This window comes from Achromobacter sp. 1L-A-4-B-C2, from assembly GCF_057291955.1.
Window position 1 is genome coordinate 979,914 of record NZ_JBXAWP010000001.1, and the last position, 21,498, is coordinate 1,001,411.

Here is a 21,498-nt window from a genome sequence, read left to right on the forward strand (position 1 = left end):
CACCCGGATGCCGCTTAGGCCGCGGCGCCGTGCTGGAACAGCTTCACCGCGCCGCCCACGTCGACCAGATTGCCGCCCGAACGCATCCAGGCCAAGAAGCCAACCTGGCCCTTTTTGACGTAGGCAGAATCGTTGAAGCGGAACAGCGTGATCGCCATCACGTCGCGGATCTTGTACAAGCTGAAGTCGCCGAACGCGATGGACTTGGCGGCGGCCGCCGGCACCGGCATGTGCTGGTTGATCTGGATGTCACGATTCAGCAGGCGATCCGGCGCGCCGCCGGGGTTTCCCTGCTCGTAGCCGGGAACGAAGATCGGGCGGCCCTGATCGTCCTTGATCTTGCGCACCATCTTGAGCATGTCGTCGTGGAACATCCACTTGGCGCCCAGGCGATAGGCCGGGTCCACGCTGTGCTCGATGTCCACCAGATCGTCGTAGGTGATCAGAGGAATTGCCGAGACGGCGCCGATCTTGCCGACGCCGGCGGCGGTAACCACGCCCATGGGGCCGGACGTGCCGGCCCCGACCGTGTAGTGGCGATTGGTGACGCGACCGAGGCGGGTATTGAGACGCTGGGTGATAAAGCCCTCGATGTCGGACGAGCTATCTTGCAGCAGCTCCCAGGGCACGGTCACCACCTTGGAGCTGAACTTGTAGACCTGCAGGCCCTTCGTGCCGAAGCTTACGTCCTGGTCCGTCGCCGACTGGTTTTCCGCGACGATCTCGCCCTCTTCGTTCGTGCCGTCGCTGGTGGGGTACTGCATGGGCTCGCCGCCCGCGGTGCGAAGGATTTGGGCGACCTGCCGCATGCCGCCGAACGTCTTCAACGCGTCCAGGATCGAACTGGCCACCGTGGTGGGCACCGTGTAGCCGCCCTGCTCGGGATTCACGGCCGGGTTACCGCTCATGGCGCCACGGATATGGTTCCAGTCCTCGGCGCTCAGCGCGTTGTCGCCGCCACGGCACCACTTATCGAACAGGGCGACATCCGCCGGTCGGGCGCCTTTGGCGCCGGGGCGCGCATCGTGCTCACGCACGCCCGCGTCGTGAAGGTCGTTTTCAGCCGTCAGGTCCATCATTTTCTGATGGCGTGCGATGGCACCGTCGATGCGCTCGATTTCCGCCGTGTTGTCGTCGTACTTCTTCTGGTGGTCGGCGTTCCAGTTGGCGCCGGGGTTGTTATCCAGCAGAGCGCGGGTTTCCTTGGCCAGCGCGTTGCGGCGCTCCCGCTCGGCTTGAAGATTGAAAGCCATAACTTAGGTTCCTTCAGTCGTAAAAAAACCGCCCGAAGGCGGTGGGTTGTCCTGCGAGCGGGAGCCGCTTATGCAGGGGTAGCCTCGATCAGCGAAAACCGCCGCTCAAGATCATTTCGTAGGGCTTGGACCTGGGCGTCATCGACATCGGACGGTTTCGGCTCGGTCAGCGCCTTGGGTGCGTTCTGGTAGGCCGCCAGATTCCATGCGTTGGAGGTGGTCGGCTTCTTCGCTGCGGCGTCAACGATGCGATCGACAAAGCCATGCTCCAGCGCCTCGTCGGCGCTGAACCATGTCTCCGCGTCCATCCAGGCCTCGACCTGATCCGCCGACTGGCCGGAGCGGGCCACATAGTCGGCGGTGATCGCGCCGTCCACCTTTTCAAGCAGATCGGCCGTTTCCCGCATGTCGGCCTTGTTGCCGATGGCAACCGTCCAGGCGTTGTGGATCATGAAGAATGCCCCCTGCGAGATCTCGACCTCGTCGCAGGCCATGCAAACGTCCGTCGCCGCGGAAGCGGCCAACCCGTCCACGTGAGCAACCACCTTCGCCGAATGCTGCCGGATCGCGGTCATTATCGCGCGAGCGTCGAACACGTCGCCCCCGGGCGAGTTAATGCGCAGATGGATCGTGTCGGCCTTGACGCTGGAAAGAGCCTTGGCGAAGTCGGTAGCGTCTATATCGCCCCACCACCCGCCGATCACCCCATGCAGGTAGATCGTATGCTCGCCATTGCTCGCCTCAGCGCGCAGCGGCTTCGATCCAGAGGCGTTATCACGCGCCAGCTGAAGAAGCTTCGGAATTTTCATTCTCGGTTTCCTTGTCTTGATCGTTATCGTCCTCGCGTGCGGGTTGCGCTTGTGTGCCCGCCCGCGTCGGTCGGTCAAAATCCCCGCCCAAGGGTTGGAGGTTCTTCACGCGGCGCACCTCGTCCACGCTCATCCAGCCCTGCGCACCAGGGCCGCCCAGCGCCTTGGCGAAGTAGTCCGCCTGAGCCTTGGAATCGCCCGCCATGAGCCCATCCGTGTTGTGCTCGGTGAAATACCGCGCGGTGCGGAATAGCTTTCGGTTCAACTCGCCCTTGATGCGCTTTAAGTGCGGGGCCAATGTGTATTTCACAAAGCCGATACCCATCTGCTCGATGCCGCTCCCCCAGCTGCTGGACTTGGTCATTTCGCCGATCATGTGCGGTGGAACGCCGAAGGCTCGCGCCATGTCGATCACCTGCCATTGCCGAGACTCCAGCAATTGCTGGTCCACCGCCGACATTGTCAGTTCCTTGATATCCAACCCTTCGGTCAGAATCAGCGGTATGCGGCGGTTGCCCTGAATGCCGCCATACTTCGCAATCCAAGCGGCGCGAAAATCCTCTTGCATGTCCGGGGACATGGCTGCCGGCGCCTTGATCGCTACCTCGGGCTTGCCTCCTTCGCTGAAGAACTTCCCGGCATGTTCGTCGCCCTGAATGGCAATGCCAATGCCGTTTCGCGCCCCCCACTGAATCACCGACATCGAGCTGATGCCGTTGAACCCGAAGCCGGGGATGTGAATCACGTCATCCTGATCGACCGTAAAGAAGCCCTTATCGTCATAGAACGTGTACTGCAATCGCCGTAGTTCGCGCGGGCTTTCGCGCTCCTGTTCGCGGATCTCCACACGGGAGCGGGGCCAGGGGATCAGGCTCGTCATTGCGCCGGCACGGTTGCGAACGATGTACGCAATTCCATCGCCCCGCAACAGCATCTGCGTGATCAAAAATTCCCACGCAGCAGAAGCTACCCAAGTGGGGCAAAACTGTTCGTTGAGTGTCCACCAGTACGCGTGGTCCACCTGCTGCCGCGCCCCGTCCACGCGCTCGAAGATGGGCAGAGGCAACTGCGCGATGGATCCAGCGATCAGCGAAACACAGGCGTAGACCGCCGATACCCGCATAGCAGTTTGGTCATTGACCACCGCACCTGCCGCGGTCCGAGGATCGCCGAAGATCTCGTACATGCGGATGTCGGACGAGGAGACCGTCCCGCCGTCGGCGATGTTGCCAATTGCTGGCTCTTGTCGGCTGTCTGGCTGTGCCGCCTGGCCGTCCGAGCCGAAAAATCTGGAAAGTAGTCCCATCACATCACCACGAATCCCTGTTGAATTTTCTGGACGCCTGCCGATGGGTTAAGCGACATCAGTTGCGCCGCGTCGAAGAGGGCCATGAGCGGGTCAATCTTCGCCGTGCCGCTGGCCTGCTTCGTGATCACTATTCCATTTGCTCGCACTTCGATACGGGCATTGCCCACACTCCAGGCCATCAGGGGCTGATCGCCGTGCAGAAACGTCCCTTCGGCCAGCTTGCGCTCTACCGTCTTGATGATCCCGCCCAGGCGCCAGCCCTGCGACACCCCCACGATCAAGTCTTCGGGGATCTCCGCTTCCAGCAGTGCGTCGTTGAAAGTCACGCCGTTCTGATCGGCGCCGATGGCGTTTTTCTCAGGCAGCAGACCCGCCTCGAACACCTGGCGCACAATGGCGGCAAGTTCGGCTGTGTCTTCGCCGATCTGGTTCACGATGACCAGGTCGCCGGCCTTCTCGAAGTCTTGCAGCCGCGGGGCGATGTCCTTGCGCCGCTCAAGGACGGAGGGATGCGCCCAAGCGCGCCCCCAGTGCAGCCAGTTCCCCGTTCCACGCTCTCGACCAATGAGCCCGAAGCCGAGCAAGTCGTCCAGCCCGCCCCCGTCAATGCCGACGGTCACCACCTCGGAACGTTCGAGCAGCGCGGGAAGCGTCAAAACTCTATTGCCGCGCGCCAACCAATGGTCCGCGCCCGCCCACCGGTCCGAACGCAGATTGAGGCCGATCTCGACGTTTCCGTACTTCGCCAGGAAGCCCTTAAGTGACTCTTTCCCTTCGTCAGCCGCCTTTCGGTACTCTCGCGCCAGGAATTCTTCGTCCACCGAATACCCCATATTGGGGTTGACCATCGGTAGGTTCTCCAAGAGCAAGCATTCTTCGGTCTTCACCATTTCTGGTGGATGCTCGAAGAGGATCGGCATGAATTGCGGATCGTGGATCTCCCCGTCTCGTACCTTGCGCGCGTAGTCGAGCTTTTCCTTGAACACCCCCGCCGGTGGATCGTCACTCTGGGTTGTGATGTAGATCACAAACCCCTCAGGCCGGGACGCCAGGCCGCCGGACGCCTCGCGGAGCATGTCTTTGGCGTTTGCCTCTTTGCCAAAGAGCCACAACTCTTCGACCAAAATCCCAACGGACTTTTTCCCCGCAGTCGTACTCGCGTCAGCTGCGATCACCTTGAGCTTGGCGTTCTTCTCGCGGTGCGTGAGGGTCTTCACGTGCTCTTGCACATGGATAAGATCCGCGAGCTCGCTGTACTCCTCGCCGTCCTCATCCTCCTCCAGGAAGTTCACCATGTCCTTGGCAGGACCAAAACTGTTGTCCGCCACTTCCTTTGTCGGAGCGAGAATCGTGAACTCGGCCGACCGCCGCCAGTTCCGGATCAGGCAAGTCAGCATGATCGACGCCGCCAGGCCAGACTTGAAGTTCTTCTTCGGCAACATCACGAACCATTCTTTGATGAGCCTGCGCCCGCTCTGCGAGTCATAGGCTCCAAAAATGGTTGCGGCCAGGTCAAACACCCATTGACCGCACGCATCCGCCATGTGCGGACTGCCAGGCGCGTCCACGATCCGTAAATCGCGCATCACAGCAAGCCCGGCTTCGGCCTCATCGGGGAAGATGGGCGGCGGGATGATCGACTTGCCGGCGCGCAGCCGTTCCGCCCAGTCAGGGCAAGACGTAGTCCATTTCGGCATTGCGTTCCTCGCGGCAAACACCGCCGCGCTGGCGGGTCATTTCGGATTAGGAGTTGTTGACGACAAGCCGGGGTGGTGCTGCGGCCGGGGCGTACTTCCCGGCGCTGGCTTTTCTCGCGGCTGCATCCTTTTCGCCCTTCTTCCCGCCTTCGCCCTTCTTGGCGTGCGTGTACTGAACTGCGGCGATCGCGGCGCGCACCTGTAGCGCGGTCGCCTCCACCTGTCCGAGGGCAACTTTCTGAAGGAGGTCCAACATGTTGTCCGCCTCGATCAGCGGAGGCGGCGCCTTGGGCGTGTCGTCTACCTTTTTCCGTGGCCGGCCGGCGCCAGAACGAGCGCCGCCGCTGCGTCCTTTGACTCCAGCCATTTGAATTCCAATTTGAAAAGGGGAAATTTTCTGCGCGTGAGGGAACAGGTGGTTTCCAATCCGGCAACCCGCCAGACTTTCGACCCGCCCCCCCTCTGCCATGGCCTCTACCGCCCGCGCACAGGGCCGCCAGGGCGCGACGACGGAGCAGCCGCGCGCGCACCATCACCAAGACCGTGCGGCCCGCTAAGGCCTTCTGGTGACGCAGACGGACAGGCCACGCCCGATCCAGCGCGTCACCTTGCCCGCGTCTGGCGTTGCACCGGTGATCTGCGCGGCCAATGCCACGCCGGATAGATACCAGCGCACCCACCACGCGACGCGAACCGAGATCGTGACTGCGTGCGGTGCCATTACGTGCGGCCCCTGTATCCCATGTCCTGCCGTGTCTTGGCGTCATGGCATCCGACCTTACGCCCGAGCGCATCGCGCGAGACGCACAGCACCTGCGTGTTTCCGTCGACGTCTTCGCCGCCATCGAACAGACTTACCTTGTGGTCAAGCTCGAAGCCGTGCGGGTACAGGGTCAACGATCCACAATGCGCGCAGTGCGGATTAGCGGACCATACTTGCAACCTGCGGTCTTGCAGCTTGCGGCCTGTCATCCGTTTTGCGCTTGGCGTCGGCGCGGCCGAAAGCCTGGGGCCGACCGTAGCCAAACGCGGCTTCAGTGTCGTGAGTTTCATGGTTAAGCCTTTGGATTGTGCCGGGCGTCAGCACTGGCACGTTGCCCGATGCGCCGCGCCTGCCGCCGCTAACCAGGCCCCCGCGCGGCCCTCAGCGGTCCTCGGGGGCGGACGGGCGCGCCAAGACGTGCCAACTCGGAACCGGCGCGCGGCCTCGCTATGTACAACCCGCAGGTTGACCGCCTACTGGATCGGGCGCACAGTTCAAAGCTGGAAGCGATGGGGCGACATATCGCGAACGGGGCCGCCGCCGGGACATTTCAGTCGGATAAATCGGGGGGCCTTCATGCGCGTTCTAATCGTTGACGATGATGCGGCCACAGCCGAGCTGACAGCAGAGTGCTTGATGATGGATAGCGAAATCATCGTCCAGATCGCCCCCGACGATGAGGCCGCTCTACGTGCGACAGTTGACTTTGCGCCCGATGCGATTCTGCTCGATGTACAGCTTGCCGGCACGTCTGGCCTAGATTTGGCCGTTGACCTAAAAGTCCTGTCCCGAGGTCGCGCCCGCATCATTGTCTTTAGCGGGACGGTCAGCGAATACGAATCGGGGCCTTTGCCTCCGGGGGTAGACGCATGGCTTTCCAAGCCCGCGCACCTCGACGAGCTGCACGCGTGCATTTCGGCAAAGCCCTGATCCACTCAGACTTTTAAGTTCCCACGCACGGCGAAAGAAACTGGTTCCCGGCCTATGAGCGAAGCTCCATCCCGCACTACAGAATTTCTAGTTGCACTGGTTGGCGATCTGGAGACGGTCACAGCCATATGTTCTAGATGCCCCGAAGAAATTTCCCTTGAAGAAAGCTTCACAGGGTGGGAGCCACGTCCGAAGGGACCAATCCAGGTTTTGCTTGTGGCGCATCAAGATATGGCTGCGAATGGCGCAGCGCTACAGTTTGCCCTAATTCTAGAGGACATACTGAATCAGCCGCCGCGAGGGGATAGATTTATGCGGATGAGGATAACGGTTGGCAGTGACGTCAACCGCTCACATATCGAAGACCACTTCCGCTCGTCTCCGACTGCGCTTGGGCACAACTTCAATACACATCCGCGCCAGGGCCTGTCATTCCCATCAGCACCACAAATATGTCCGCGCTTTTAAAGCGCGCAGCAACGGCCAGTCGCCGCACTGGTCAATAAAGTCCTGTGGCTTGCTCGCGGATGTGGAGGCAGTGGAAGACGCAGGCGCCGCTGCCCTGTGTCCGGGTTCAGTATCTTAGCCGCAAAGGTCCGGTGCGACGTCGCGCGCCTAATGTTGCGTTGGCTGTTCGACGATAAAGTGCCGGCGATCGCGGCCCTCTGATTCGGCGGCAGCGAGCCAACGTGGAATGACACCTCGCCCGGTCCATGTTTGTCCCGTCTCCGGGTCTCGGTACTTTGGCGCGACTCGAGATCGTCCATCGAAGCGCGGTACCGGAGCAGTCGAGGAATCCGACGAAAGCTGAAATGCGGCCGTTATGTCATCCGGCTCGATTTGCGACTGACGCATCAAACGAACAATTTCGCGAACAGCCAGGGCTCTTCTCTTTGCACGCAGCGCGTTTACGCGATGCTCCAACAGACCGATTGCGGCAGATATGCCTTTCAGTGCGTTTGGTGGCTTCATGGCGGCTCCCGTTGACCGACTTAAGCACTTTATTCCTCCCACAATTATGTAGGGAGCCGGGCTTACCCTCACCATGTAGCGCAAACCTCGCGATGATAGGAGTAACCCTGATTAGCGCCGGTGTTTGCATCGGATGTGGGCTAAAGCTGTATTGACCCCCCAAGACGACAGTGACCCAATGACATCTGGGAACAGACCCTAAAGTAAACGGAGGGGCGTCATGGAGGCACACTACACAAAACGGCCTATGGAGCTTGTCGCAGTTGACCGCGACGGGGTGACGTACATCATCGAACGGAGATGCCGATCACTGCCGTGCGACGATGGCCAACAGGCCTTTTTCTATTGCTGCTTGCGGGACGGGCAGCCCGTTTCGTGGCACGGCGAGAACAATTACCAATTGTCTGACGGGACGGCGCTTCTCGCGGTTGCCTGCCGTCTGACGCAGCCGGACGTAGCAGGGATAGAAAGGGCTCGGACTGATCCGGCCTAGCTGGCTTGGAACGCAGTACCGGGCGATTCAGAGGCTAGGCAGCCCGGCGCATGTTCACTATTCCCCACAGGTGGGCTGAGTGCTAATGTGAAAGTCCGCGGGGTTCACTCCGGAGCTACATCATGATTGATAATCCGGAAGCGAACATCGCCCGCGCCGTCAGCTTTGAAGTGGGGGCACTGGAAGGGGAACTCAACGCCGTGATCATGCGCGTCGAACATATTCCCTTGGCGGATTCCACCGCAGAGGAGACGCCTGGCTCATTTGTTTTCATTCTTGACAGGGAGCAAGCCGCAGACCTCAAGCGACAGCTGCTGAATGCCTTGGGATGGTTTGGCCCTGGCCCCCCACAAGTGGCCCATTAGTCCTCACGCATCGCCGCGAACAAACAAAATAGCCCGCCATTTCGCTGGCGGGCTTTTCATGGACGCAGTAATACACCGTATCCGTTCTGCGCCTATATTGGGGGAAAAAACACCACCGGTCAACGACTTTTTTTTTTAGGCGTCTACCGGATCGATCAAACCTGACGCCTGGAGACATTCAGAAAACGCTCGACTCGCCTGTTGATGCACGCCTGGCGCTGCGCCGGCGCCCCCGAAAAGCCATCGCTTCAGCTTCGCGCTGTGCGCCCCCGCAGTTTTCTCATCGACATCGTGCCGCGCGGCTAGGTCGGCCAAAGTTGCTTTAGCACCCAGCAACCGCTGAATCAACGCGGATCGCAATCGGCCGTTCGACACGCAACCCGCCAGTGCTCCCGCCGCAGCCGCCGTGGTTACCTCGCTCATAGCGTCCTGCCATTCCGGGTTCACCTTTCGACCAATGCAACAAGCGGCCTTGCAATCGCACGGGAATTCGGCCTGTGCGGTGCTGGCGATCAGGACGGCGCGGTACAAGGGCGGCAGGCGATTCAGTTGCGCGCGTATCATGCCCGCCTGCCCTGCGCCATCAATGCCCGAGAGGCCTTTGCCTTCGCCTTCCGGCTTGCCGGACATCGCCTTGTTCATCAACGGCCGGTCATATTGCTGCATCGAGTAATTCAACGCGTACACCAGCGCAGCATGGGCACTACGGAAAAGCGCCTCGGGCTTTTCTTTCACGGCCGGGGCCGAAGGTACGCGAGAAAGCGTATAGGTCGTCATCAATAAATTCCCGGGGAAAAAGTCACTTTCGCGGGAAGCATTTCCCGCATCCATTGCATTGCCGCTTCCCACCCCAGCGTGACGGTGTACCGCCCCCGGACAGGAAAAATCTTTGGGTTCACGTCGTGGGCATCGACCATCACCGATTCGCCACGCGCGCCCGTCTGTCTGTAGATCAGCACCGGTACGCCCTGCTCCCCGGCCTGCTCCTGCGCCTGGCGCCACCATGCGGGTAGACAAAGCGTGTTGGCGTGCTTGCATTCGATGCTGATCCGCGCGAATGCAGGATCGTCCGCAACCACGTCGCTATCGCCGACCGCGTTGCGCACGCGCCGCCGCCACACCTTGCCAGTTGCCTCGGTCAGCATGTTGGCAACCTTGCGCTCATACGACGCGCCTTTGTTGCGTGCCATTGCGCTCATGCTCGCGCCCCCTGGTCCGGGTAGGCGTCCATCGCGGCTTGCGCCATGGCGATCACCGTGGGCGAGTACTGCGCGCCGCCCTTCTTCACGGCGTCCAAAATGCGCTTGGCGCCTCGGCGGGGGTCGCGCCCGGCTTCGTTCAGGATTGCACCCGCCCCCATCGCCTTCAGTGCCTTCGCCGCCTCTTCCGGCGTCGCTTGGGTCGCACCGGGCGAGGGCAATGCAGGCGCAGGCGTGGGGACCGGATGCCATTGGCCGCGCGCCATTTCGTCGCCGAATGCGCGTTCCCACCGCGACTTCAACACCGCATAGCCGCAGTTCAGCAAATCATGCGTGCCGACTGCCACCGCTGCCCAGTAAATCGCCGGATGCGCCCAGTTCCCAATTTCGCCACGGCGGCGCGCGGTCATCCCCGTCACCGCGTCATGGAAAGCAACCTCGGGCGTCATCCAGGGGCGGCACAGGCGGATGAACTCGGGCAGCGTGGGCGGCCAGTCACGGCTCAAGCAAGCAACGATGCCCACGCGGGCCTCGGCTTCGGTAAAGCCGGCCAGCATCTGATTCCACGCCTCTTTGACCTCGCGTGGCGTGAGCCCTTCCCATGCCTGAGCAAACTTGGTCCCGTACATCAGGCGCAGTTCCTTCATTACCAGGTCGCCAATGCCTTGGACGGCGGACGGGTTAGTGAGTTGTGACATCGATGATCCCCATGTCGATTTCGGTTTGTGGCACGCCTTGCGAAAGCGACGCGCCCATTTCTTCGTTCCAAGACGCCCGGCGTTGGGCCGCACTCTGCGGGCGGCTGGGCCGTGCCGCACCGGAGCGCAGGACACGTTGCAGGTAGGCAACCGGTTCAATGGCCTGGTCGTCCACGCATTGCTGGATGGCCCGCACGATGTCCGCGTCGTCGTGGCCCTTGCGGAACATGCCCAGCATGGAGCGCGCTTGCTTCTCGGGCTGGCCGGCAGCGATCAGCAAAGGCAGGCCCAAGGCGAAAATCTTCTCGACGGCCGATGGCGGCTGCGGCGGCGTGCCGCCCGTTCCGCTAGGAACGGAATATTGGTTCTTGGTTATTGGTTCTTGGTTAGGGTTACGACTGGGTTCTTTCTGGCCCCCGACTGGGTTTGCTTTCGCATCCGTTTGGGTTTCTTCTGGCAACCCATCAGAAACCGACTGGGTTTCGTTGGGTTTCTTCTTGGGCCTTCCGCCTGCCTTCCCGTTATCCCGGTTGGTTTTCGCCTTCTGCTGGTACGCGGCGATTTCGCTATCCGCTCGCTTATTGCGCCATGCCCCGTCCACAAGCTCGAAGAACTCTTGCAGGATCATCGGCACGGCCGCGCGCTCTTCCTCGGTGCGCGCCCCCACCCAACGGCAGACCTGTTGCAGATCGTCTTTGATCGGCTGTTCCTCGGCGTAGTAGCGGCGCAGCAAGCGGCTATAGATGGCGTCTTCGATCAGGCTCAAGTGCATCGTGGCCTGGGCGTAGTCGCCGATGTTGTGGCTGTAGTAGTTCATTCGGTGACTCCATAGAGCGCTTGAAAGCCGCGCTCCGCTTCCTCGGGCCACTTGCCCAGGTCAATGATTCGCTGGCGCGTGAGGCGCAAGGCGGGGATGAAATAGCTAAGCTTCATCGCGCGCGGTGCTTTGGACTGATCCAGGAAGAAATGGCAGCCGCCGCAGGCAAACGCGATGCACCAGTCATGCGCCTTGATGCCCTTGCCTTTACCGTCGCGCGTCCGATTCGAATGGGCCGATACCGTGCTTTCAATCCCGCCCCAGCAGTAGCTGGGTACGCGTGTAAGACATTCCTCGTCCTTGGCAAGCGCCAACAGCGCGGGATTGCGATAGACGGTCTTTGTCTTCCTCTTGCCCTTCTTGCGCGCACTGATGGCTGCGCGTGGGGGCGGCATAGGGGTGGTCCGCATCGGCGCTGCACGCATCATCGGCGTGGCGCTGCGCTTCATGGGGGTCTTGTTCTTGAGGGGCGTGCGGCGCGTCAGCGACATACCGCCTCCGGCTTCGTCTTGACTCGCCACCAGTACGGGAATTTCCAGGCGTTTGCGCGACGTTTGATCAGGCCAGCGCGGGCAGCATCGAACAGAAACGAATCAACGGCACGGGCGGCAGCATCAGCGCGCGGCGTGCTGGGCCAAGGGTCCACCGCCACCAAGGCGGGCAGCACAATGGCCCGTAGTGCCACTACATCAACGCGGCGCGGAGTATCGATGATGGCTTGCTTGACGGCTTCGACCGTCTTGGGCGGCACCCGGTAGCCCCGGAACATGTGGAGGCAGTCAGCCATAGACGCCGCTCCAGTCTAAAAAGGGCTTGCGGACGGCCTCATGAAAGAGTGTTGCCGCCTTGGCGTTGTGATCCAGCTCAGCGCGGCTGGCGATGCCGCATGCATCCCGGACGAACCGCGCTGCGTGTTGCTGGCCTGACACGCCCTCGGGGGCGGCGCCAACGCGGGATTCAACCCACTGTTGAAACTTCGCGCCGTTGCACATCATTGCAGCCGCGCGCGACAGCGCCGCCCCCTTACGCTCCGTGGACGCGATACGCGCCCGCACGGGTACACCAGAAGTTCCTCGGTGCATCATTCTTCGGCCATCCCTTCCAGGCGCGTGTTGATTTCACCCACCGCCGACATGACGCCCGCGCCGGCCTCGCGGATCCGGGTCAGTTCCTGGCGGTCCACGCCGCCATCCGCCAGTGCCTTGTGAATCTCCTGCCCGTAAACACCGCTCGCCACCATGAAGCCCACCACCTGCTCAAGCACCGACATGTCGCTTTCGGCCTGGCAATGGCTCGGAGCCTTCACCAGCAGAAAGCCGTGCGAGTGCGCCAGCGCCGAGAGAATGCGGAAATCCGCTGTCATACGCATCAGGCGATCAGCCTCGGCAAGCGTCAGGTGATGCGTGGTGTTGTTCGGGTTGACCTTGTTGCGCAGCACAGCCGCGGATATGCCGACCAGCGGCCCCAGCGACTCGCTGCCGCCCTTGTATTCGTGCACCGTCAGATCGGCCGCAGTGGTGATGTTCATTTCGAGCATTCCTGAACGTATCTATTGCGAAGCAGCGGCTTTACGATGCGCTGCATGGGGAACGAACTTCAAACGTCCAGCGGACCAATCTGCACGCGGTCATCCTGCTGTGGGACGGGCGCAACCGGCGGTACTGGTTTTGGGGGTGTGTCAGTGGTGTGCATATGCGGCCTCCTTGAGTTCGGGCCATATCCGGTCCCAGCCATCAGGCCAAAGATCGCGGCGGCTGACGACGCCACCGGTCTCTTTCTCGATTGCCACGCAGCGTTCCGGCGAGATGGGCGATTGCCCGGATGCCATCTGCGATAGATAAGAAGGCGAGACGCCAATTGCCTTAGCTAAGCTCGCCGCCGTGCCACGTGGGCTAGTGCTGATATAGGTCTTAAGGTCCATCCGCCAAGTTTAGTGAGAACTAAACCGTAAGGTCAAGTGTTTACTAATTTAGTGTCCTATAAACTTTCGCCATGACCATCCAAGACATTCGACGGGCGAATCTTCGCGGCTGGGTGCAGCAGAACGGTGCGCCCAGCAAGGAGAAAAGCTACTTCTCGCAAGTCCTATCCGGCACGTCTCCTATCGGGGAACGTGCCGCGCGTCGGCTTGAGCGCGATTACCGAATGGGTGAAGGCTTTTTGGATACACCGCTGGACACCAGCGCCAAAGCAGCGCCGCAACCACCCGCGCCCTCTCCCTGGCCTTTCGCGTCTATAGCGGAGGCGGACGTGCGGGCTTTGCCTGCCGGCCAACTGAGCGCCTTAGAGGGAGCGATAGCGCTCGCCATCGCTCAGCTGAAACTCGGAATTACGGTGGCCCCGCCACCCTCCGTGCGGCCAGCGCAATCAGCCCGGGGCGAACTGGTGGACATGGATGCTGCCGACGACGCATTCCCGATGCGCGTCGGCGGCCTACCGCCCGCGCCGGGGGAAGACGGAAAGACCAGTCAACAAGCAGAACGCGAGCGCAAAGTTCGGGTTAGCACCAAAGCCGGTGTAATAGCCAATGTCGGACCAGGCGAGCCGCACGCGGCGAATGACAAGTTCGAAAAGGTGCCAGAAATGGCAGACGTGCGCCTGGCTGCGGGAGACGGCATTGAGAATTTGGCAGAGGAAGAAACCGGCACCGTTCAATTCCGGCGGTCCTTCCTGCGATCTGTCGGCGCCGGTTCGGGTAAAGCCCGCGTCGTATATGCGAAGGGCGATAGCATGGCACCGATCATTCGGGATGGTGCTGCCTTGCTCGTCGTTCCTAATGAAAGCCTCGCCGTGCAAGATGTGGCTGCGGGCGGAGTCTACGCCATCAATTACGACGGCAAGATGATTGTGAAGACCATCACGCGGGACCGCCTGACAAAACGATGGGTTGCTCGCTCGTTTAACCCCGCATACCCGGATATTTCGCTTGAGAACGGCGCGTCCGTTCGCGTGCTTGGCCAGGTTGTTTGGGCCGGATCTCGTCTGAGCGACAGTGAATCCGGTCAATGGACGCGCGCATAAGAAGCTCCCCTCACTAATAGCACCAGCCACCTTCGGGTGGCTTTTTTTCGCCGCGCACTAAGTCGCACGGCCCAAAGTCACGTCCCAGAGTTTAGTTTTTACTTGACGATAAGTTTAGTGTTTACTAATATCTGCTCTACCGCAGCTTTGCGCTGCAAACGGTACCCCACGGACCCGCAGGCAGTAGTCAGGCCATCGCCTCAAGCGGGAGACGTCACCGCCACAAAGTCGGACTGGGGAAGGCGAGAACCGCTCTTTAACAACTTAGGCCGCCCGCCCCCGAGAGGGAGGAAGGGCGAAACAGGACAACCAGGCGCCAGCGCGCCCCCGGACCCTGTGTGCATGGGCCACCGCGCCCAGGCAACGCCCAGCCGGGCGTGGCGACGATAACCCCGGCATGAAATCCGATTCCGCTGAAAAGCGGGTTTCGGCCAGCGCTGCGGGTCAGCGCTTACCGAAGCCCACCCCGTAGGAAATCCCACCATGAACAAAGACCGCCGTAAGCAGCTGGACGCCCTGCGCCAGCGCATCGAAACCCTGAAGTCCGAAGCGGAAAGCCTCAAGGACGATCTGGAAAGCGGCCCGCTCAGCGACGAGCAAGACGCCTTCGACAACATGCCGGAATCGCTTCAGGACGGCGAGAAAGGCACGAAGGCACAAGAGGCGCTGGACTCCATGCAAGAAGCCATCGACTCCCTGGACGAAGTTTGCAGCGCGCTCGACGAAGCAACCCAGGCTCTGGAAAAGGCTGCTGAATAGCCACCCTCATGCCCACTATCGACACACAAGACCACGTAGGCGGCTGCTACATGGACGAAACGCCCGGCGGCGTCTTCGGCAACCGCTGGTACTACGACCGCCGCTACTGGTGCGCCTGGGAAAGCCTCAGTGACTCTTACCAGGGCGCGCCATTGCTTTCCAACGCGGTGATGGACGACTTCGGCACTCTTGTGCCCGTCCCGCGCCCTCCCCGTCAACCCCAGCACTGAGGAAATGACCATGCAATGCGAGTGCATTTCGCGTGTCGAAGAAGAAGCCAGGGCGCACCTTCAACCGCAAATTAAGGGCCCAATCAACAGCGTCAAGATGGGCAATGTCGCCTTTGTCATCGACGGCAGTTCAATGGACGCCCGGCTCTACATCCCTCTCCAAGTGAAAGCGGATGCCCCCGGCTACCGCAGCCAGGACGGCAAAGCGGTGCCACTGCATGTGACCTTCTGCCCCTTCTGCGGGGTGCCTGCAAAGGCCGAGCAGGTCGCGGCCTGACAGCCCCGGCTCATGCCCCGCGTGCGGGGTATCGGCAGGCGCTGTGCCTGGACACCATGGAGATTGACCATGTTTGGCAGTGACGATCCTGAAAGCACCATCTTCAACCCGAAGCGCAAGCGGGGCCTCGGCCCCAGCTAGACCGCCTCGGCTTAATCCCTGAGTACGCGGGCGCAGAAAGCCGGGCGATATCGGCATGGGTCAAAAGTTGCCCGATGGCTGGAGGAGCACCCACCCTCTGTACGCCAGATGACGGCGCAATACGCTAAGTGGCTGTACCTAACCTGCGCCGGGTAAGCGCGCAGGACCATCATCAATCACCCGCAACCGCAACCCAGTCAACGGAGCATCCCATGGTCGCCGTGATCATCCGCTTCCTCGAAGAACTCATCGACGCCTTCAACTTCGGCAGCAGCATCAACAAGTAATGCCGCGCCTGCCCCGCCTCACCGGGGCGGCTTTGGAGAGTGGGCCGGCGTCGCAACGTCACCGACGCTGAAAGTGACTTTCAGGGATTAACCGGGCCTCCAGCCTGCTCTCCAAAGCCCATCACCGCGCGTTCGCGCACATCCCCATGCCCTCAACCATCCCCGCCATCTGGTGGGGCCTGGCCCTGCTCGCCTTGGCGGCGGTGGCCCTGGTCCCCGCCTGCGAATACCTCAACCGCCGCTATGTTGCGGCCGACCCCTGGAATCGAAATGACCAACGACAAAGCACGCCATCGGATGCTTAAGCTCCTGGCCCTCGCCCGTCGCGGCGAAGGCGGCGAACGAGACAACGCCCAGCGCTTTTTGGAATCCATGCTCAAGAAGCACGGCATGACCCTTGCAGATCTGGATGAAGATTGCCAGGAAGCCGAATGGAAGTGCTTTCCCATCAAGACTGCCCAGGACCGCCGCTTACTCGTCCAGGTCGCCGGCATGGTCCTGAAATCCAACTCATTGGACCTGCGGCAGCAGCGCGGGAAAAAGAATGTCTGGATCGAAGTCACGAAGGCCCAGCATCTGGAAATCGAACTTCACTATCGAGCATTCAATCGCGATCTGAAGAAGGTCCAAGAACAGGCCTTCATCGCATTTATCGGCCGCAATGACATTTTCAGTGGCGTGCGTGATGATGATGACGCGCCGCCCAAGTACTCCGCCGCAGACCTCGCCGCCATCGCCGCGATGATGGAGGGTATGTCGCGTACCGCCGTACACCGCCCCCTCGAATACACCGTGGGGGTCGCCCGATGAACACGGCAGCCCGTAACGCGATAAGCGCGTCCGTCCCCCGCCGCATTGTCGCCACCAAGCTGACAACGCCGGCCATCACTACCCGCCGCCTCGCTGACATGGTTGCTCCCCGCGACCACGCCGGGAAAGGCGCGTGGAATCACAACGCCTCCATCCCCGCAATTGCGTGGGTCTATGCGGCCCTGTTCGCCTTCGCCTTTCTGGTGGTGCTGCCGTGGCTGGGACGTGGAGCAGGCTTCTGACCATGAACGGTATCGAATTCATTTTGCGTGATCGGTCGGGCTGGAGTCCGACGCTCCCACGCCCCCGAAGCCGGTTTCGTTGGGTTGATTCGAAGCCCAAGCCGCTCACCCGCTTTGAAATTGCTTTCATCCGCTCTGCAAGGGGAACCGTCAACAGCGCCGACCTGGCGAGGTGCTATGGGGTCACGGCGCAGACGATCCGCAACATCTGGGAAGGCCGCCGCCATCCTCTCCAACCATCCGGAAAGCGGCCTGGCCGCCGCCCCAAGTCCCTCAAGGTGCCAGCATGACCGATTCCAGCGCCCCCGTGTCGTTCCGACAAAAGATCCTCAATAAAGAAATCAAGCGCGCCCACGCAATGCAGGTCCGGTATGAGGATCTGCACGTGGAACCCGGATTCAATCTCCGCGCCCCCATAGAACGCCTGGGCGGCAAGCTGCGCCAGCAGGCAGAAGCGGCCGAGGAAAGCTTGTTCCGGCACATCATGGCCGGGGGGCAGTACCCCGCACTTGAGGTTCGCCCCCGCGCCGAGGGTGGCGTGTGGATCGTTGACGGCCACCGCAGACACAGGAACATCGGGCGGGCAATCGCTGCCGGCGCTCCGCTCCAGGACAAGGCCGGCTTCGTCATGGTCGACGTCGTTGCGTTCGAAGGAAACGACGTCGAGCGGACGAAGCGCGTTATTTCCAGCTCGAAAGGCCAGGGCCTGCTCACGCTGGAAACCGCCTTCGGGTATGCACGCTTGGCGCGATTCAAGTGGGACTGCGAACGCATCGCCGCCGAGGAAGGCGTCACTTCAGTTTGGGTCGGCAAGCTCTTGACCCTGGCAAACGCAAATACCGACGTTCATGACCTCATCCTGGCAGACCTGGTCAAGCCCACCGTAGCAATTGCCGCTGTCGAAAAGTATGGCGAGGCTGCTGGAGAGTTTCTGCGCAATCGGGGAAAAACCACTGTCAGCGACATCAAGGGCCGGCCGCTGCCCCGCAAGGTTGTCTCCCCGCTCATCAGCGGCGTGGACGCCTTTATCAAGGGCCTGGACGCCAACCAGCGCGCAACCCTTGTGGACATCAAGGAAGGCCGCGTAGCCAGCGAGACGATCACCATTCCGACCGCCGCGCTTATCGATCTGTTTGAGGCACACGGTGCCGTCGAAACCGTCCGAGCCAAGCAAGCCGAAAAGCAGCGCTTCCAGGCCGAAGCCGCAGCAGCTGCCGGCCAGGCCGAAATCCCCACCGAACAGGAAGCCACCGCATGAGCGCCCCCGAGAATGCGCCCCCGGTCGAATTGGTCGATGCAGCTGTAAATGCGTGGTTCGCCGAAACCCCGCGCGCTGCGTTGATCCCCGACCCGCACGAACACTTCCGCGAACGAATGCGCGCCGCCCTTGTTGCGGCGGGCTGGACGGCCACAGCCGCCGCCGCTGCGCGGGATGCTGCCCGTCAGCAACGCTTGATTGATGAACTGAGCAAGATCGTTCACAACATGGTTGTTGCCGACCAAGCTGCCTGGATCGAATGGAGGCACGGCAAGGGCGCAGAAGCGGCCATGCAGTGGATCGGCAACGGCCTGTTGGGGCCAGACCACATCCCCGCAGAGGACGAGCCTTACAGCACCGAGGCCCAAGCGTGGTACGACGCCAACCGCGCCGACGCCTTTCCGGCCTGCCAGTGCGGCCGACCGTCCAACATCCTGCACATGGGGAAAGGGTATTGCTCTACGGAGCATTACGACGCCGCCATTGCCGCCCAGCAGGGCAAAGGGAGTGAAGCATGACAAACGGCCTCGATGTCCTCAACGAGTTCACGAAGGAAGAAATCATCGCCTTCGTGCGTGAAAAGGGGATCTTCCTGAGCATCCGTCGCCGAGATCTGCTTTTCATCCGCTGGAAGACTGCTAGCAAGAAGCTGATGGCCGACTTTGACGCGGAGCTTGCCCGCTGGGATGCGGAAAAGCCCGATTTCAAAAAGCGGGATGCCTTGGCTATCCAATGCAATGCCAGCAAAGACATCCACGAAAGGCTTCGTCTATTGCGCGAGATCGAACCATACGACAAGGCTCTGCAAGATCACATTTCGCGCACGCGGAAGCTGGACGCCCGGCAGAAGACCGTTGACCGCATGTATCGCGACATCGAAAGGGAGGCAGCATGAGCAATTGGAACAAAGCCGCCATTGCCCAACAGTCCCAGCGGAAGGAGGCGTGATGAAGCGATTCATCCAGCAGCCCTACGTCGAGACTCGCGCCACCATAGAACTGTCTGAGGTCGAAATGCGCGCCTTGGAAGCCCTGATCGGCTATGGCGTCCAGCCGTTCTTGGACGTGTTCTACCAGCACATGGGCAAGCACTACCTGCGGCCGCATGAGGCGGGTATCCGCTCCCTGTTCAAAACCATTGGCAGCGATATCCCTGATGTCCTGCGACGCGCTGATGCAGCACGCCAAGCGTTTGCCCTGGATGAGCCGGTCATTCGTTCCAAGAAAGAGCATGACGAACTGATCGCCCGGTTGATCGCAAAGGCCACCACCAAGGAAAGGACATGACCAACTTTATCTGGCGCCTGCGCGCCGCACTCGCTTACCGCCGCATGGCCGCCCTGAACTTTCCCATGGCCTGGGGCTGCGCGGGCGCGCTGCTTGAGAACCGCGATTCCTTCGACGGCCCGGTAGACGCCGTGCGCGAAGACCTCACCTATTGGGGCGAGTGATGACACACCAGAAAAGCGCCTTCATTTCTAGCTATCACGGGAGGGCCACCTTGCGCGCGCTGATGTGCATCGTGTTAGCCGCCATGCTGACGGCCTGCTCAAAAGAGCCTGTCTCGGTGTCCGGCACTGACAACAAAGACATCGCGGTCGCCGAACTGTTCACCCACAAAGGCGTCACCGTCTACAGGTTCTACGACGCAAACCGCTGGGTCTACTTCACCAGCACGGACAGCGACATCACATCAACCCACCAGGAATACTGCGGAAAGGGCTGCACCCACGCCGTAACCGTGGAAACGTAGGGTGATGCCGGGTATACGCCCCGAGGCAGGTGACCATAGGCCCGCCCCAGGCTTACAAGGACCGCTCGTGAATTTATCGACGCCCGCAGCATTGCGGGCTTTGTTTTGGAGGCTCCATGGACCCAATTCTGTCCGAAGCCGCCCTGGCGCGGCTGACTGGCTACGTTCACGCCGCTGCGCAACAGCGCGTACTGAATGAATACGGCATCCCTTACAAGGTCGTCCGCCGGGAAATCATCGTTCTGGTCGCCCACGTGACGGCTTGGGTCGAGGGCCGCCCCGTACCGCGCCATTCCGCGCCCAATCTATCCGCAGTGTCATGACGAACAAGTTTCCTAACCTGCGCACTCACACGCGCAAGCGCAAAGGTGGCCGTGTGGTCACCTACTATTTCTATGATCGCCGGAAAGAGGGCGAACCCGATATTCCACTCGGCACAGACTACGACCGAGCCATCGAATTGTGGAACGAGATCCGCCTGGGAGCCCCCCGAATTGTCGGAACGCTCGAACAAGCTTTTGCAGCATGGGAACTGGACAAGGAAACGGGGCTTCTGTCTTACGCCAACTCGGAAACCCGGGACGGCTACAAGAAATGCCTGAACAAGCTGCGCCCTGTATTCGGTGCAGCAACTTGGGAATCCGTGGAGTTCGTCCACCTCACCGGCTACTTGCGTCGTCGCAGCGCCAAGACTCGCGGAAATCGCGAAATGGCCGTCCTACAGATCATTTGGAACTGGGCGCGCAAAGAGGGCCTGACTGCGGTTCATTGGCCCGCCGCCGGCATGGAGCGATCACGCTGGAAAAACCCCGAGAACGCACGGGAATTCGAAGTCACGGACGACCTGTTCGAAGCCGTGTATCAAGCTGGCGATCAGGTGTTGCAAGACGCCATGGATATCGCCAGCGCGACGGGGATGCGGATCAAGGACACCATACAGGTGCCCCTCCCCGAAGACGACCTGCTGCGCCTCACGGCAAACAAGACGGGGAAAAAAGCTGATTTCGACGTGTCTCTGTCCGAGGTTCTTCCGGGCTTGATCAAGCGCCGTCGTGCGGTTCGGGCACATCATCAAATGCTGCTGAGCACGCCAACTGGGCGGCCCGTGACGTACACCATGTTGCGAAATCGCTGGGAGTTTGCCCGCGAATGGGCCGCCCTGAATGCGGCAGCTGCAGGCGAAATGGATCTTGCCACCGAAATTCGCGCAATGATCCTACGGGACATGCGGAAGCGCGCCGGGGATCTTTCGGAAAGCGATGAAGCGGCCAGTCAGCTACTACAACATAGCAGTGTGACCCTGACCAAACGTCACTACCGGACAAGAGTTACACGGCTAAAGCCAGTCCGCTAAAATCCGTTCCGCATTTGCATGCCTTCCCTGCGGACAAAAGGCGAACAAAATGCGGAACGGAT

At 61.2% G+C, this 21,498-nt stretch carries 33 protein-coding genes; 17 read left to right on the forward strand and 16 right to left on the reverse strand.

Annotated elements, in window-relative coordinates:
- Positions 1–14: 14 nt before the first annotated feature.
- From AC0Z35_RS04420 to AC0Z35_RS04450, 7 genes are all read right to left on the reverse strand, one after another.
- Positions 15–1,253, reverse strand: a complete 1,239-nt coding sequence (locus AC0Z35_RS04420; RefSeq protein ID WP_485131261.1) for a phage major capsid protein — start codon at positions 1,251–1,253, stop codon at positions 15–17.
- Positions 1,254–1,321: 68 nt separating this feature from the next.
- On the reverse strand, positions 1,322–2,062 hold the full coding sequence (locus AC0Z35_RS04425) for a head maturation protease, ClpP-related (RefSeq protein WP_485131260.1): 741 nt from the start codon (positions 2,060–2,062) through the stop codon (positions 1,322–1,324).
- On the reverse strand, positions 2,028–3,368 hold the full coding sequence (locus tag AC0Z35_RS04430) for a phage portal protein (RefSeq protein WP_485131259.1): 1,341 nt from the start codon (positions 3,366–3,368) through the stop codon (positions 2,028–2,030). Before AC0Z35_RS04430 ends, AC0Z35_RS04425 begins: the two co-directional genes overlap by 35 nt.
- Positions 3,368–5,068, reverse strand: a complete 1,701-nt coding sequence (locus AC0Z35_RS04435) for a terminase large subunit (RefSeq protein ID WP_485131258.1) — start codon at positions 5,066–5,068, stop codon at positions 3,368–3,370. The genes AC0Z35_RS04430 and AC0Z35_RS04435 overlap by 1 nt, the downstream gene beginning before the upstream one ends.
- A gap of 46 nt (positions 5,069–5,114) precedes the next feature.
- The gene (locus AC0Z35_RS04440) at positions 5,115–5,435 is read right to left on the reverse strand and encodes a hypothetical protein (RefSeq protein WP_127185228.1); all 321 of its coding nucleotides are present in this window, start codon (positions 5,433–5,435) and stop codon (positions 5,115–5,117) included.
- Positions 5,436–5,621: 186 nt separating this feature from the next.
- Positions 5,622–5,789 carry a hypothetical protein gene (locus tag AC0Z35_RS04445; RefSeq protein WP_485131257.1) on the reverse strand — a complete coding sequence of 56 codons (168 nt, stop codon included), beginning with the start codon at positions 5,787–5,789 and terminating at the stop codon, positions 5,622–5,624.
- Positions 5,789–6,121 carry an HNH endonuclease gene (locus tag AC0Z35_RS04450; RefSeq protein ID WP_485131256.1) on the reverse strand — a complete coding sequence of 111 codons (333 nt, stop codon included), beginning with the start codon at positions 6,119–6,121 and terminating at the stop codon, positions 5,789–5,791. The genes AC0Z35_RS04445 and AC0Z35_RS04450 overlap by 1 nt, the downstream gene beginning before the upstream one ends.
- A gap of 286 nt (positions 6,122–6,407) precedes the next feature.
- On the opposite strand from AC0Z35_RS04450, the gene AC0Z35_RS04455 reads away from it, so the two are divergent.
- Positions 6,408–6,761, forward strand: coding sequence for a response regulator transcription factor (locus AC0Z35_RS04455; RefSeq protein ID WP_485131255.1), 354 nt, complete (start codon positions 6,408–6,410; stop codon positions 6,759–6,761).
- A gap of 615 nt (positions 6,762–7,376) precedes the next feature.
- On the opposite strand, the gene AC0Z35_RS04460 is transcribed toward AC0Z35_RS04455, so the two are convergent.
- Complete coding sequence (locus AC0Z35_RS04460) at positions 7,377–7,808, reverse strand: H-NS histone family protein (protein ID WP_104145972.1); 432 nt, start codon at positions 7,806–7,808, stop codon at positions 7,377–7,379.
- 540 nt (positions 7,809–8,348) lie between these two features.
- Between AC0Z35_RS04460 and AC0Z35_RS04465 the strand changes: the two genes are divergently transcribed.
- A complete protein-coding gene (locus AC0Z35_RS04465) occupies positions 8,349–8,591 on the forward strand; it encodes a hypothetical protein (RefSeq protein WP_485131254.1) in 243 nt (80 codons plus the stop codon).
- 135 nt (positions 8,592–8,726) lie between these two features.
- Here AC0Z35_RS04465 and AC0Z35_RS04470 read toward each other — a convergent pair whose 3' ends face one another.
- The 8 genes from AC0Z35_RS04470 to AC0Z35_RS04505 form a co-directional block, all read right to left on the reverse strand.
- Positions 8,727–9,368 carry a hypothetical protein gene (locus AC0Z35_RS04470; RefSeq protein WP_485131253.1) on the reverse strand — a complete coding sequence of 214 codons (642 nt, stop codon included), beginning with the start codon at positions 9,366–9,368 and terminating at the stop codon, positions 8,727–8,729.
- The gene (locus AC0Z35_RS04475; RefSeq protein ID WP_485131252.1) at positions 9,368–9,790 is read right to left on the reverse strand and encodes a putative PDDEXK endonuclease; all 423 of its coding nucleotides are present in this window, start codon (positions 9,788–9,790) and stop codon (positions 9,368–9,370) included. Before AC0Z35_RS04475 ends, AC0Z35_RS04470 begins: the two co-directional genes overlap by 1 nt.
- Positions 9,787–10,488, reverse strand: coding sequence for a hypothetical protein (locus AC0Z35_RS04480; protein WP_485131251.1), 702 nt, complete (start codon positions 10,486–10,488; stop codon positions 9,787–9,789). Before AC0Z35_RS04480 ends, AC0Z35_RS04475 begins: the two co-directional genes overlap by 4 nt.
- Positions 10,472–11,305: a YdaU family protein gene (locus tag AC0Z35_RS04485; protein WP_485131250.1), complete on the reverse strand. Its 834-nt coding sequence runs from the start codon at positions 11,303–11,305 to the stop codon at positions 10,472–10,474. The genes AC0Z35_RS04480 and AC0Z35_RS04485 overlap by 17 nt, the downstream gene beginning before the upstream one ends.
- Entirely contained in the window at positions 11,302–11,796 is a 495-nt protein-coding gene (locus AC0Z35_RS04490) for a nuclease domain-containing protein (protein WP_485131249.1), read from the reverse strand. Before AC0Z35_RS04490 ends, AC0Z35_RS04485 begins: the two co-directional genes overlap by 4 nt.
- Entirely contained in the window at positions 11,787–12,092 is a 306-nt protein-coding gene (locus AC0Z35_RS04495; protein WP_346541222.1) for a hypothetical protein, read from the reverse strand. The genes AC0Z35_RS04490 and AC0Z35_RS04495 overlap by 10 nt, the downstream gene beginning before the upstream one ends.
- Positions 12,093–12,386: 294 nt before the next feature.
- On the reverse strand, positions 12,387–12,833 hold the full coding sequence (locus AC0Z35_RS04500) for a phage regulatory CII family protein (RefSeq protein WP_104143997.1): 447 nt from the start codon (positions 12,831–12,833) through the stop codon (positions 12,387–12,389).
- A 150-nt stretch (positions 12,834–12,983) separates the two neighbouring features.
- Positions 12,984–13,226 carry a YdaS family helix-turn-helix protein gene (locus tag AC0Z35_RS04505; protein WP_485131248.1) on the reverse strand — a complete coding sequence of 81 codons (243 nt, stop codon included), beginning with the start codon at positions 13,224–13,226 and terminating at the stop codon, positions 12,984–12,986.
- A 71-nt stretch (positions 13,227–13,297) separates the two neighbouring features.
- Between AC0Z35_RS04505 and AC0Z35_RS04510 the strand changes: the two genes are divergently transcribed.
- The 15 genes from AC0Z35_RS04510 to AC0Z35_RS04580 all read left to right on the forward strand — a co-directional run bounded on the left by AC0Z35_RS04510 (position 13,298) and on the right by AC0Z35_RS04580 (position 21,436).
- Complete coding sequence (locus AC0Z35_RS04510; protein ID WP_485131247.1) at positions 13,298–14,326, forward strand: S24 family peptidase; 1,029 nt, start codon at positions 13,298–13,300, stop codon at positions 14,324–14,326.
- A gap of 483 nt (positions 14,327–14,809) precedes the next feature.
- Positions 14,810–15,085 (forward strand): hypothetical protein, encoded by a 276-nt coding sequence (locus tag AC0Z35_RS04515; RefSeq protein ID WP_485131246.1) that lies wholly within the window; start codon positions 14,810–14,812, stop codon positions 15,083–15,085.
- 8 nt (positions 15,086–15,093) lie between these two features.
- A complete protein-coding gene (locus tag AC0Z35_RS04520) occupies positions 15,094–15,315 on the forward strand; it encodes a hypothetical protein (RefSeq protein ID WP_485131245.1) in 222 nt (73 codons plus the stop codon).
- Between the two features lie 4 nt (positions 15,316–15,319).
- Positions 15,320–15,592, forward strand: coding sequence for a hypothetical protein (locus tag AC0Z35_RS04525; RefSeq protein ID WP_485133301.1), 273 nt, complete (start codon positions 15,320–15,322; stop codon positions 15,590–15,592).
- Between the two features lie 269 nt (positions 15,593–15,861).
- Entirely contained in the window at positions 15,862–16,020 is a 159-nt protein-coding gene (locus tag AC0Z35_RS04530) for a hypothetical protein (RefSeq protein ID WP_485131243.1), read from the forward strand.
- A 270-nt stretch (positions 16,021–16,290) separates the two neighbouring features.
- Positions 16,291–16,830 (forward strand): hypothetical protein, encoded by a 540-nt coding sequence (locus tag AC0Z35_RS04535; protein WP_485131242.1) that lies wholly within the window; start codon positions 16,291–16,293, stop codon positions 16,828–16,830.
- Complete coding sequence (locus AC0Z35_RS04540) at positions 16,827–17,072, forward strand: hypothetical protein (RefSeq protein WP_485131241.1); 246 nt, start codon at positions 16,827–16,829, stop codon at positions 17,070–17,072. Before AC0Z35_RS04535 ends, AC0Z35_RS04540 begins: the two co-directional genes overlap by 4 nt.
- Before the next feature lie 286 nt (positions 17,073–17,358).
- On the forward strand, positions 17,359–18,330 hold the full coding sequence (locus tag AC0Z35_RS04545) for a hypothetical protein (protein WP_485131240.1): 972 nt from the start codon (positions 17,359–17,361) through the stop codon (positions 18,328–18,330).
- Entirely contained in the window at positions 18,327–18,848 is a 522-nt protein-coding gene (locus AC0Z35_RS04550) for a hypothetical protein (protein WP_485131239.1), read from the forward strand. Before AC0Z35_RS04545 ends, AC0Z35_RS04550 begins: the two co-directional genes overlap by 4 nt.
- On the forward strand, positions 18,845–19,225 hold the full coding sequence (locus tag AC0Z35_RS04555) for a hypothetical protein (RefSeq protein WP_485131238.1): 381 nt from the start codon (positions 18,845–18,847) through the stop codon (positions 19,223–19,225). Before AC0Z35_RS04550 ends, AC0Z35_RS04555 begins: the two co-directional genes overlap by 4 nt.
- A 52-nt stretch (positions 19,226–19,277) precedes the next feature.
- Positions 19,278–19,616 (forward strand): hypothetical protein, encoded by a 339-nt coding sequence (locus AC0Z35_RS04560; RefSeq protein WP_264615252.1) that lies wholly within the window; start codon positions 19,278–19,280, stop codon positions 19,614–19,616.
- Positions 19,613–19,780: a hypothetical protein gene (locus tag AC0Z35_RS04565; RefSeq protein ID WP_485131237.1), complete on the forward strand. Its 168-nt coding sequence runs from the start codon at positions 19,613–19,615 to the stop codon at positions 19,778–19,780. The genes AC0Z35_RS04560 and AC0Z35_RS04565 overlap by 4 nt, the downstream gene beginning before the upstream one ends.
- Entirely contained in the window at positions 19,780–20,082 is a 303-nt protein-coding gene (locus tag AC0Z35_RS04570) for a DUF4884 domain-containing protein (protein WP_485131236.1), read from the forward strand. The genes AC0Z35_RS04565 and AC0Z35_RS04570 overlap by 1 nt, the downstream gene beginning before the upstream one ends.
- 116 nt (positions 20,083–20,198) lie before the next feature.
- Positions 20,199–20,405 (forward strand): DUF4224 domain-containing protein, encoded by a 207-nt coding sequence (locus AC0Z35_RS04575; RefSeq protein ID WP_485131235.1) that lies wholly within the window; start codon positions 20,199–20,201, stop codon positions 20,403–20,405.
- Entirely contained in the window at positions 20,402–21,436 is a 1,035-nt protein-coding gene (locus tag AC0Z35_RS04580; protein ID WP_485131234.1) for a site-specific integrase, read from the forward strand. The genes AC0Z35_RS04575 and AC0Z35_RS04580 overlap by 4 nt, the downstream gene beginning before the upstream one ends.
- Positions 21,437–21,498 lie beyond the last annotated feature (62 nt).

What these genes read in the sequence shown, in the direction of transcription:
- AC0Z35_RS04440 (WP_127185228.1), bottom strand. Translation starts at nt 5,435, where the DNA reads ATGGCTGGAGTCAAAGGACGCAGCGGCGGCGCTCGTTCTGGCGCCGGC.
- AC0Z35_RS04490 (WP_485131249.1), bottom strand. Translation starts at nt 11,796, where the DNA reads ATGTCGCTGACGCGCCGCACGCCCCTCAAGAACAAGACCCCCATGAAG.
- AC0Z35_RS04430 (WP_485131259.1), bottom strand. Translation starts at nt 3,368, where the DNA reads ATGGGACTACTTTCCAGATTTTTCGGCTCGGACGGCCAGGCGGCACAG.
- AC0Z35_RS04500 (WP_104143997.1), bottom strand. Translation starts at nt 12,833, where the DNA reads ATGAACATCACCACTGCGGCCGATCTGACGGTGCACGAATACAAGGGC.
- AC0Z35_RS04445 (WP_485131257.1), bottom strand. Translation starts at nt 5,789, where the DNA reads ATGGCACCGCACGCAGTCACGATCTCGGTTCGCGTCGCGTGGTGGGTG.
- AC0Z35_RS04470 (WP_485131253.1), bottom strand. Translation starts at nt 9,368, where the DNA reads ATGACGACCTATACGCTTTCTCGCGTACCTTCGGCCCCGGCCGTGAAA.
- AC0Z35_RS04520 (WP_485131245.1), top strand. Translation starts at nt 15,094, where the DNA reads ATGCCCACTATCGACACACAAGACCACGTAGGCGGCTGCTACATGGAC.
- AC0Z35_RS04435 (WP_485131258.1), bottom strand. Translation starts at nt 5,068, where the DNA reads ATGCCGAAATGGACTACGTCTTGCCCTGACTGGGCGGAACGGCTGCGC.
- AC0Z35_RS04580 (WP_485131234.1), top strand. Translation starts at nt 20,402, where the DNA reads ATGACGAACAAGTTTCCTAACCTGCGCACTCACACGCGCAAGCGCAAA.
- AC0Z35_RS04475 (WP_485131252.1), bottom strand. Translation starts at nt 9,790, where the DNA reads ATGAGCGCAATGGCACGCAACAAAGGCGCGTCGTATGAGCGCAAGGTT.
- AC0Z35_RS04570 (WP_485131236.1), top strand. Translation starts at nt 19,780, where the DNA reads ATGACACACCAGAAAAGCGCCTTCATTTCTAGCTATCACGGGAGGGCC.
- AC0Z35_RS04515 (WP_485131246.1), top strand. Translation starts at nt 14,810, where the DNA reads ATGAACAAAGACCGCCGTAAGCAGCTGGACGCCCTGCGCCAGCGCATC.
- AC0Z35_RS04535 (WP_485131242.1), top strand. Translation starts at nt 16,291, where the DNA reads ATGACCAACGACAAAGCACGCCATCGGATGCTTAAGCTCCTGGCCCTC.
- AC0Z35_RS04465 (WP_485131254.1), top strand. Translation starts at nt 8,349, where the DNA reads ATGATTGATAATCCGGAAGCGAACATCGCCCGCGCCGTCAGCTTTGAA.
- AC0Z35_RS04460 (WP_104145972.1), bottom strand. Translation starts at nt 7,808, where the DNA reads ATGGTGAGGGTAAGCCCGGCTCCCTACATAATTGTGGGAGGAATAAAG.
- AC0Z35_RS04485 (WP_485131250.1), bottom strand. Translation starts at nt 11,305, where the DNA reads ATGAACTACTACAGCCACAACATCGGCGACTACGCCCAGGCCACGATG.
- AC0Z35_RS04565 (WP_485131237.1), top strand. Translation starts at nt 19,613, where the DNA reads ATGACCAACTTTATCTGGCGCCTGCGCGCCGCACTCGCTTACCGCCGC.
- AC0Z35_RS04540 (WP_485131241.1), top strand. Translation starts at nt 16,827, where the DNA reads ATGAACACGGCAGCCCGTAACGCGATAAGCGCGTCCGTCCCCCGCCGC.
- AC0Z35_RS04555 (WP_485131238.1), top strand. Translation starts at nt 18,845, where the DNA reads ATGACAAACGGCCTCGATGTCCTCAACGAGTTCACGAAGGAAGAAATC.
- AC0Z35_RS04480 (WP_485131251.1), bottom strand. Translation starts at nt 10,488, where the DNA reads ATGTCACAACTCACTAACCCGTCCGCCGTCCAAGGCATTGGCGACCTG.
- AC0Z35_RS04550 (WP_485131239.1), top strand. Translation starts at nt 18,327, where the DNA reads ATGAGCGCCCCCGAGAATGCGCCCCCGGTCGAATTGGTCGATGCAGCT.
- AC0Z35_RS04450 (WP_485131256.1), bottom strand. Translation starts at nt 6,121, where the DNA reads ATGAAACTCACGACACTGAAGCCGCGTTTGGCTACGGTCGGCCCCAGG.
- AC0Z35_RS04495 (WP_346541222.1), bottom strand. Translation starts at nt 12,092, where the DNA reads ATGGCTGACTGCCTCCACATGTTCCGGGGCTACCGGGTGCCGCCCAAG.
- AC0Z35_RS04510 (WP_485131247.1), top strand. Translation starts at nt 13,298, where the DNA reads ATGACCATCCAAGACATTCGACGGGCGAATCTTCGCGGCTGGGTGCAG.
- AC0Z35_RS04455 (WP_485131255.1), top strand. Translation starts at nt 6,408, where the DNA reads ATGCGCGTTCTAATCGTTGACGATGATGCGGCCACAGCCGAGCTGACA.
- AC0Z35_RS04505 (WP_485131248.1), bottom strand. Translation starts at nt 13,226, where the DNA reads ATGGACCTTAAGACCTATATCAGCACTAGCCCACGTGGCACGGCGGCG.
- AC0Z35_RS04420 (WP_485131261.1), bottom strand. Translation starts at nt 1,253, where the DNA reads ATGGCTTTCAATCTTCAAGCCGAGCGGGAGCGCCGCAACGCGCTGGCC.
- AC0Z35_RS04545 (WP_485131240.1), top strand. Translation starts at nt 17,359, where the DNA reads ATGACCGATTCCAGCGCCCCCGTGTCGTTCCGACAAAAGATCCTCAAT.
- AC0Z35_RS04525 (WP_485133301.1), top strand. Translation starts at nt 15,320, where the DNA reads ATGACCATGCAATGCGAGTGCATTTCGCGTGTCGAAGAAGAAGCCAGG.
- AC0Z35_RS04425 (WP_485131260.1), bottom strand. Translation starts at nt 2,062, where the DNA reads ATGAAAATTCCGAAGCTTCTTCAGCTGGCGCGTGATAACGCCTCTGGA.
- AC0Z35_RS04575 (WP_485131235.1), top strand. Translation starts at nt 20,199, where the DNA reads ATGGACCCAATTCTGTCCGAAGCCGCCCTGGCGCGGCTGACTGGCTAC.
- AC0Z35_RS04560 (WP_264615252.1), top strand. Translation starts at nt 19,278, where the DNA reads ATGAAGCGATTCATCCAGCAGCCCTACGTCGAGACTCGCGCCACCATA.